This window comes from Methylobacterium sp. WL18 (assembly GCF_008040015.1).
Taxonomy (GTDB): domain Bacteria; phylum Pseudomonadota; class Alphaproteobacteria; order Rhizobiales; family Beijerinckiaceae; genus Methylobacterium; species Methylobacterium mesophilicum.
This window is the reverse complement of sequence record NZ_VRVD01000202.1, coordinates 1-7746: the sequence shown is the minus strand read 5'-3', so window position 1 is coordinate 7746 and position 7746 is coordinate 1. Positions and strand designations below refer to the sequence as shown.

The following is a 7746-nucleotide window of genomic DNA, read 5'->3' as shown; positions in this document are numbered from 1 at the left end:
ACGGGGGCCCTCGCCCCGGCCGAGCCGGCCCGGACGCATCCCGGCTCGGTGCCGTCGCCGATGGTCGGGACCGCCTACCTGCGTCCTTCGCCTGAGGCCAAGGCGTTCATCGATATCGGCTCGAAGGTCGAGGTCGGCGACAAGCTGCTCCTCATCGAGGCGATGAAGACTTTCAACGAGATCGTGGCGCCCCGCGCCGGCACGGTGACGGCGATCTTCGTCGAGGATGGCCAGCCGGTTGAGTTCGGCGAGGCCCTGCTGGTCATCGCCTGATCGACGCGCGGGGCGGCCCGTTCGCTTCGCCGTTCGGGTCGCGTGCTACGAGCAGGCGGCGATGAGTCCCGTGCAGGCGATGTCGGGCGTCTTCCGCCACGTCGACCGTCACGTCAGGCCTGGAAAACGGCGCGCAACAAGAGGATAGATCATCCTGCGCGGTCCCGTCGGATCGCCTGGACGCTCTAAGGGTTCGATGTTCGACAAGATCCTGATCGCGAACCGCGGCGAGATCGCCCTGCGCATCCTGCGGGCGGCGAAGGAACTCGGGATCGCCACCGTGGCGGTCCATTCCACCGCCGACGCGGACGCCATGCACGTCCGGCTGGCCGACGAGAGCGTCTGCATCGGGCCGCCCGCCGCCCGGGACAGCTACCTCAACATCCCGTCGATCATCGCGGCTTGCGAGATCACCGGGGCGGACGCGGTGCATCCGGGCTACGGCTTCCTGTCCGAGAACGCCCGGTTCGCCGAGGTGCTGGCACACCACCAGATCGGCTTCATCGGCCCCAAGGCGCAGCACATCCGCACCATGGGCGACAAGATCGAGGCCAAGCGCACCGCCGTGAAGCTCGGCATCCCGTGCGTGCCGGGTTCCGAGGGCGGCGTCGAGGATGCCGACGAGGCCAAGCGGATCGCGGCCGGGATCGGCTACCCCGTCCTGGTCAAGGCGGCGGCCGGCGGCGGCGGGCGCGGCATGAAGGTCGCCCGCTCGGAGGCCGAACTGGAGCAGGCGCTCGGCATGGCCCGCTCCGAGGCCAAGGCGGCGTTCGGCGACGACGCGGTCTACCTGGAAAAGTACCTGGAGAAGCCCCGGCACATCGAGGTGCAGGTTCTGGGCGACGGCCGGGGCGGCGCGGTCCATCTGGCCGAGCGCGATTGCTCGCTGCAGCGCCGCCACCAGAAGGTCTGGGAGGAAGGCGGTTCGCCCGCGCTCAACGAGTCGATGCGCGCCGAGATCGGCGGCATCTGCGCCAACGCGATGAAGGAGCTGGGCTATCTCGGCGCCGGCACGGTCGAGTTCCTGTACGAGGACGGCCGGTTCTACTTCATCGAGATGAACACCCGCATCCAGGTCGAGCATCCGGTCACCGAGATGATCACCGGGATCGATTTGGTGATCGAGCAGATCCAGGTCGCCTCGGGCGGCCCGCTCTCGGTCTCGCAATCCGACATCAAGGTCGAGGGTCACGCCATCGAGTGCCGGATCAATGCCGAGCACCCGGAGACCTTCCGCCCCTCCCCCGGCCAGATCACCCATTACCACACCCCCGGCGGCCTCGGGGTCCGGGTCGATTCCGCGGCGTTCCAGGGCTACCGCATCCCGCCGCATTACGACTCGCTGATCGGCAAGCTGATCGTGCACGGGCGCACTCGCAACGAGTGCCTGATGCGCCTTCGCCGGGCGCTGGACGAGTTCGTGATCGACGGCATCGACACCACGCTGCCGCTGTTCCGCACCCTGGTCCGCAATCCGGACGTCCAGAACGGCCTCTACGACATCCATTGGCTCGAGCACTTTTTGGAAGATGGCGGCATGAAGGTGTGAGCCCGGCCGGGATCGCACCGCCGGCTTGCGGCGATCAGGTCCGGCGCCGGCTCTGGCATTTGGACCGGCGCCGCGCGACACTCGTCCCATGCACGATCCGACCCGCGTGGACATCACCCCCGAGATCCTGCTGAAGGCCTACGCGGCGGGCATCTTTCCGATGGCGGAGGATGCGACCGACCCGACCCTGTACTGGGTGGAGCCGCGGGCGCGCGGCGTCCTCCCCCTCGACGGGTTCCGGGTGTCCCGGCGCCTGGCCCGGACGGTGCGGTCCGACCAGTTCGAGGTCCGGTGCGACACGGATTTCGACGGGGTGGTCAGCGGCTGCGCCGCACCCCGCCGGGACAGTGAGAAGACCTGGATCAACGGGCGGATCCGCGAGCTCTACGGCGCGCTGTTCGACCTCGGGCATGTCCACACCGTCGAAGTGTATGCCGGTGCGGACGGGCGTTTGGTGGGCGGCCTCTACGGCGTCTCGATGGGGGCGGCCTTCTTCGGCGAGAGCATGTTCCACGAGGTGCGCGACGCCTCGAAGGTTGCCCTGGTCCACCTGATGGCACGCCTGCGCGTTGGCGGTTACCGCCTCGCCGACACCCAGTTCGTGACCGACCACCTCACGCAGTTCGGCGCCGAGGAGTTGCCGCGGCACATCTATAAGCGGCGGCTCGCCGTCGCCCTCGACGCGGTCGCCGACTGGAACGTCTGGCCTTGCGACGGGACCGTCCCGGGCGCGCGGGCGCTGGACGCGCTGGGCGTCGGCGCGGCCGACTGAGCCTCAGCGGAACAGCGCGTCGAACAGGTTCTGCGGCTGCGGCGGGGGCGGCGGGGCCGGAGCCGGCCCTTCGTTCGACGGGAAGAACTTTCGCGAGGGCTTCTGTCGCGGCTGCACCGGCACCCCGCGCGGCGCCTCGACATCGACCTGGCCGGCGGCGTTGAGTTGCTGGGCGGTCTTGGTCGAATCCCGGCCGGCGCGTTTCGTCCGCTCCGGCTTGGCGGCCACCGCCGGCACGTCCTCCTGCTCCTTCGCCTCTGCGATCACGTCGCTGCCGCCTTTGCAGTCGACCAGCCAGACGTCGTAGATCGGGTGCTCGATGGCGTGCAGGCCGGGGCTCGACGCGAACATCCAACCGGTGAAGATGCGGCGATACTTGTTGTCGAGGGTGACCTCATCGACCTCAAGGAACGCCGTGGTCTTGGCGCTCTCGGTCGGCGGCCGCGTGTAGCAGACCCGCGGGGTCATCTGCAGCGACCCGAACTGCACGGTCTCGTCCACCGCGACCTCGAAGGACACGATGCGGCCGGTGATCTTGTCGAGGCCGGAGAACACCGCGGTCGGGTTCTTGATCTTGTCGGCCGCGGCCGGGCCGGCCCCGAGGGCCAGTGCCAGGCCGAGGAGCAGTCCGGCGCGTGCGAGGGCTTTGGTGCGGCTCAAGGCTCGGACCCCTAATGCATCGCCCCGAAACGTGGGACCGTCTCTCGGAAGACGACGATGCGGAACAAGGACCCCAGGGCAGCGGCCCGGATTCGGGACGAGGCTCTAGAGGAAGGCCGGTCACGCCGTCACGGGCGCGGCGGTCGGATCGGATAGCCCCGAGGTGAACACTGGAACGGTGGCGGTAAAAGGGCGCCGCAGCCGCAAGCCTACTCGCCGGGCGTCCAGGAGACGTAATCGCCGGTCGCGGCCGGTCGCGAGCCCCAAGAGAGCTGCGAGCCCTGCGGTCGGTATGCGTTCGGCGTGCCGGTCTGGTTCTCGACATGCGGCTGCTGCCAGGCGCGCGGCGTGTAGGTCTCTTCGCTCGGGGCGAGATCGACGTTGTGGCACAGCCAGCCGCGCCAGCCGGGCGGAACCTTCGAGGCGTCGGCGTAGCCGTTATAGACCACCCAGCGCCGTTCCGAGCCGACCGAGCGGTCGATCAGCGCGCCTTCGGCCTTGTAGTACTTGTTTCCGAAATCGTCCTCGCCGACGAAGATGCCGGTGCGGGCGGTCTGGAGCGCGAGCGAGACGGTCTGGCCGTTCCACCACGTGAAGACGCGCAGCAAAGTGTCCTTCAGCGCCATCGCCGGTCCCGGTAGCAAGCCGCGCCTTAGAGGCGCTTCTGGCGCCGTTATGGTGAGCGCACGCGCCCGAGTCCAGTCATGCGGCCCAACTGTCGCTGCGCGGCAACGCCCACGCCGGACATCAGCCGGCTATTCATGAACCGCGATAAAGTGCCTCTACTTCAGGGTGTGGATCGAAAATTTTTCCGCTCCGAATCCCGAATGCCGGAAGGGCACTTATCCGAGTCGCCGTCGATATCCACAGGTTTATGCGATCCGGCACAACATCTAGCGGGGAACCGCACCGACGCACACTACTTGTTGACGTGAGAGCGATGGCGGCGGTATTGTCCCTGCATCGGTCGCGCCGCCCCCCGTGGTGCGTTTCGGCAGGTTCGACCGGCCTAAAATCATCTTCGCTGAGTCGCCTCGCGTCCGGTTTCCGGGCCCGAGCGAACGCGACCCCCTTATTGGGATTCGACCCCGCGTCCAGCGGGGCCGGGACATTCGTGTCCCGACGGGAGAGGTGTGTCTTATGCGGTTCGAGCGTCGCTACACCACGGCCGGAAAGTCGCCCTATACCGGTATTCCGTTTCGCAAGGCCTTGAGCGAGATCCGCAACCCCGATGGCTCGGTGGTGTTCCGCCTCGACGGCATCGACGTGCCGGAAAGCTGGAGCCAGGTCGCGAGCGACGTGCTGGCCCAGAAATACTTCCGCAAGGCCGGCGTTCCGGCACGCCTGAAGAAGGTCGAGGAGAACGACGTCCCGTCCTTCCTCTGGCGCTCGGTCGCCGACGAGGCCGCCCTGGCCGAACTCCCCGAGGAGGAGCGGATCGGCTCGGAATCCTCGGCCACGCAGGTGTTCGACCGGCTGGCCGGCTGCTGGACCTACTGGGGCTGGAAGGGCCGCTACTTCTCCTCCGAGGAGGACGCTTCGGCGTTCTTCGACGAGCTGCGCTACATGCTCGCCAAGCAGATGGTGGCGCCGAACTCCCCGCAATGGTTCAACACCGGCCTGCACTGGGCCTACGGGATCGATGGCCCGAGCCAGGGCCACTTCTACTGCGACTACCGCACCGGTGAGCTGACCCGCTCGGCGTCGAGCTACGAGCACCCGCAGCCGCACGCCTGCTTCATCCAGGGCGTGCAGGACGACCTCGTCAACGACGGCGGCATCATGGACCTGTGGGTCCGCGAGGCGCGCCTGTTCAAGTACGGCTCCGGCACCGGCTCGAACTTCTCCGCGCTCCGCGGCGAGAACGAGAAGCTCGGCGGCGGCGGCAAGTCGTCGGGGCTGATGAGCTTCCTCAAGATCGGCGACCGGGCTGCCGGCGCGATCAAGTCCGGCGGCACCACCCGCCGGGCGGCCAAGATGGTGATCGTCGACATCGACCACCCGGATATCGAGGCGTTCATCGACTGGAAGGTGAAGGAGGAGCAGAAGGTCGCCGCCCTGGTAACCGGCTCCAAGGTCGTGTCCAAGCATCTCGGCCTGGTCATGAAGGCCTGCACCCAGTGCGAGGCGGAAGGCGATGCCTGCTTCGATCCGGACCGCAACCCCGCGCTGAAGCGCGAGATCAAGGCCGCCCGCAAGGCCTCCGTGCCGGATGCCTACATCAAGCGGGTCGTCCAGTTCGCCCGCCAGGGGTTCACCAAGATCGATTTCCCCGTCTACGACACCGATTGGGATTCCGAGGCCTACCTCACGGTCGCGGGCCAAAACTCCAACAACTCCGTCTCGTTGACGGACGACTTCCTGCGGGCGGTCGATGCTGACGCCGACTGGCACCTGACCCAGCGCACCACCGGCAAGGTCGCGAAGACCATCCCGGCCCGCGAGCTGTGGGAAAAGATCGGCGAGGCGGCGTGGGCCTCGGCGGATCCGGGCCTGCACTTCAACACCACGATGAACGACTGGCACACCTGCCCGCAGGGCGGCCGGATCCGGGCTTCGAACCCGTGCTCGGAGTACATGTTCCTGGACGACACCGCCTGCAACCTGGCCTCAGCCAACCTGCTGACGATGTACGACCGGCAAACCAAGCGCTTCGATGTCGAGGCGTTCGAGCACCTGAACCGCCTCTGGACGGTGGTGCTCGAGATCTCCGTGATGATGGCGCAGTTCCCGTCGAAGGAGATCGCGGAGCTGTCGTTCCGGTACCGGACGCTCGGCCTCGGCTACGCCAATATCGGCGGCCTGCTGATGACCATGGGCCTGCCCTACGACTCCCATGAGGGCCGCGCCCTGGCCGGTGCGCTCACCGCGATCATGACCGGCGTGGCCTACGCGACGTCCGCCGAGATGGCGGCCGAGCTGGGTCCGTTCCAGGCCTACGACGACAACGCCGACGCGATGCTGAAGGTGATCCGCAACCACCGCCGCGCCGCCCACGGCGAGGCGGAGGGCTACGAGTTCCTGAGCATCGCCCCGGTGCCGCTGGACCACGCCAACATCCCGCAGGACAACCTCGGTGCCCATGCCCGCGCGGCCTGGGACCGGGCACTTCAGCTCGGCGAGACCCACGGCTACCGCAACGCCCAGACGACCGTCATCGCGCCCACCGGCACGATTGGCCTCGTCATGGATTGCGACACCACCGGCATCGAGCCCGATTTCGCCCTGGTGAAGTTCAAGAAGCTCGCCGGCGGCGGCTACTTCAAGATCATCAACCAGGCGGCACCCGACGCGTTGCGGGCGCTGGGCTACCGCGAATCCGAGATCGCCGAGATCGAGGCCTACGCGGTCGGCCACGGATCCATGGGCCAGGCCCCGGCGATCAACCCGACGACGCTTCGGGCGAAAGGGTTCACCGACGACAAGATCTCCGCGATCGAAAAGGGCCTGAAGTCGGCCTTCGACATCAAGTTCGTGTTCAACCGGTGGACGCTGGGCGACGACTTCCTGATCCAGACCCTCAAGGTCCCGGCGGAGAAGCTGTCGGACCCGACCTTCGAACTGCTGCCGTTCCTCGGCTTCACCAAGAAGGACATCGAGGTCGCCAACACCCATATCTGCGGGGCGATGACGCTCGAAGGGGCTCCGGGCCTCAAGCGCGAGCACTATCCGGTGTTCGATTGCGCCAATCCGTGCGGCCGCATCGGCAAGCGCTACCTGTCGGTGGAGAGCCACATCCGCATGATGGCGGCGGCCCAGCCGTTCATCTCCGGGGCGATCTCCAAGACGATCAACATGCCCAACGACGCCACCGTCGAGGATTGCAAGGCGGCCTACCGCCTGTCCTGGACCCTGGCGCTGAAGGCGAACGCCCTCTACCGCGACGGCTCGAAGCTGTCGCAGCCGCTCAACGCCGCGCTGATCGCCGATGAGGACGACGAGGCCGACGACGCCCTCGAGGCGCTGATCCAGGCGCCCGCCGCGGCCAAGGCCGCTCAGATAGCCGAGAAGATCGTCGAGCGGGTGATCGAGCGGGTCGAGCACATCCGGTCCCGCGAGAAGCTGCCGGCCCGGCGCAAGGGCTACACGCAGAAGGCGGTGGTTGGCGGCCATAAGGTCTACCTGCGCACCGGCGAGTACGACGACGGCCGCCTCGGCGAGATCTTCATCGACATGCACAAGGAGGGCGCGACCTTCCGGAGCCTGATGAATAACTTCGCCATCGCGATCTCGCTCGGCCTCCAGTACGGCGTGCCGCTCGAGGAGTATGTGGAAGCGTTCACGTTTACCCGGTTCGAGCCGGCCGGCTTCGTGCAGGGCAACGACGCGATCAAGAACGCGACCTCGCTCCTCGACTACGTGTTCCGCGAGCTGGCCGTGTCGTATCTCGGCCGCGCCGACCTGGCCCATGTCAGCCCCGCCGAGATCGGCGGCACGGTGCTCGGCGGCGGCGAGGCCGGCGACACCACGCGCGACGGGGCCAAGCCCGCCC

The 7746-nt window shown here is 67.7% G+C and carries 6 protein-coding genes; 4 read left to right on the top strand and 2 right to left on the bottom strand.

Going from position 1 to position 7746, the window contains the following annotated elements:
* The 3 genes from FV228_RS15365 to aat all read left to right on the top strand — a co-directional run.
* The coding region (locus FV228_RS15365) for a biotin/lipoyl-containing protein (protein WP_348645059.1) at positions 1-273 on the top strand (273 nt) is incomplete at its 5' end.
* Between the two features lie 196 nt (positions 274-469).
* Positions 470-1822: an acetyl-CoA carboxylase biotin carboxylase subunit gene (accC, locus tag FV228_RS15360; protein ID WP_147855417.1), complete on the top strand. Its 1353-nt coding sequence runs from the start codon at positions 470-472 to the stop codon at positions 1820-1822.
* 88 nt (positions 1823-1910) lie between these two features.
* On the top strand, positions 1911-2594 hold the full coding sequence (aat, locus tag FV228_RS15355; protein WP_147855416.1) for a leucyl/phenylalanyl-tRNA--protein transferase: 684 nt from the start codon (positions 1911-1913) through the stop codon (positions 2592-2594).
* Positions 2595-2597: 3 nt separating this feature from the next.
* On the opposite strand, the gene FV228_RS15350 is transcribed toward aat, so the two are convergent.
* Together FV228_RS15350 and FV228_RS15345 are read right to left on the bottom strand one after the other, a co-directional pair.
* Positions 2598-3254, bottom strand: a complete 657-nt coding sequence (locus FV228_RS15350) for a DUF2155 domain-containing protein (RefSeq protein WP_147855415.1) — start codon at positions 3252-3254, stop codon at positions 2598-2600.
* Positions 3255-3463: 209 nt separating this feature from the next.
* On the bottom strand, positions 3464-3880 hold the full coding sequence (locus tag FV228_RS15345) for an NADH:ubiquinone oxidoreductase subunit NDUFA12 (protein ID WP_147855414.1): 417 nt from the start codon (positions 3878-3880) through the stop codon (positions 3464-3466).
* A 514-nt stretch (positions 3881-4394) separates the two neighbouring features.
* Between FV228_RS15345 and FV228_RS15340 the strand changes: the two genes are divergently transcribed.
* Positions 4395-7746 (top strand): vitamin B12-dependent ribonucleotide reductase (locus FV228_RS15340; protein WP_147855413.1); only part of this gene is annotated, 3352 nt, incomplete at its 3' end.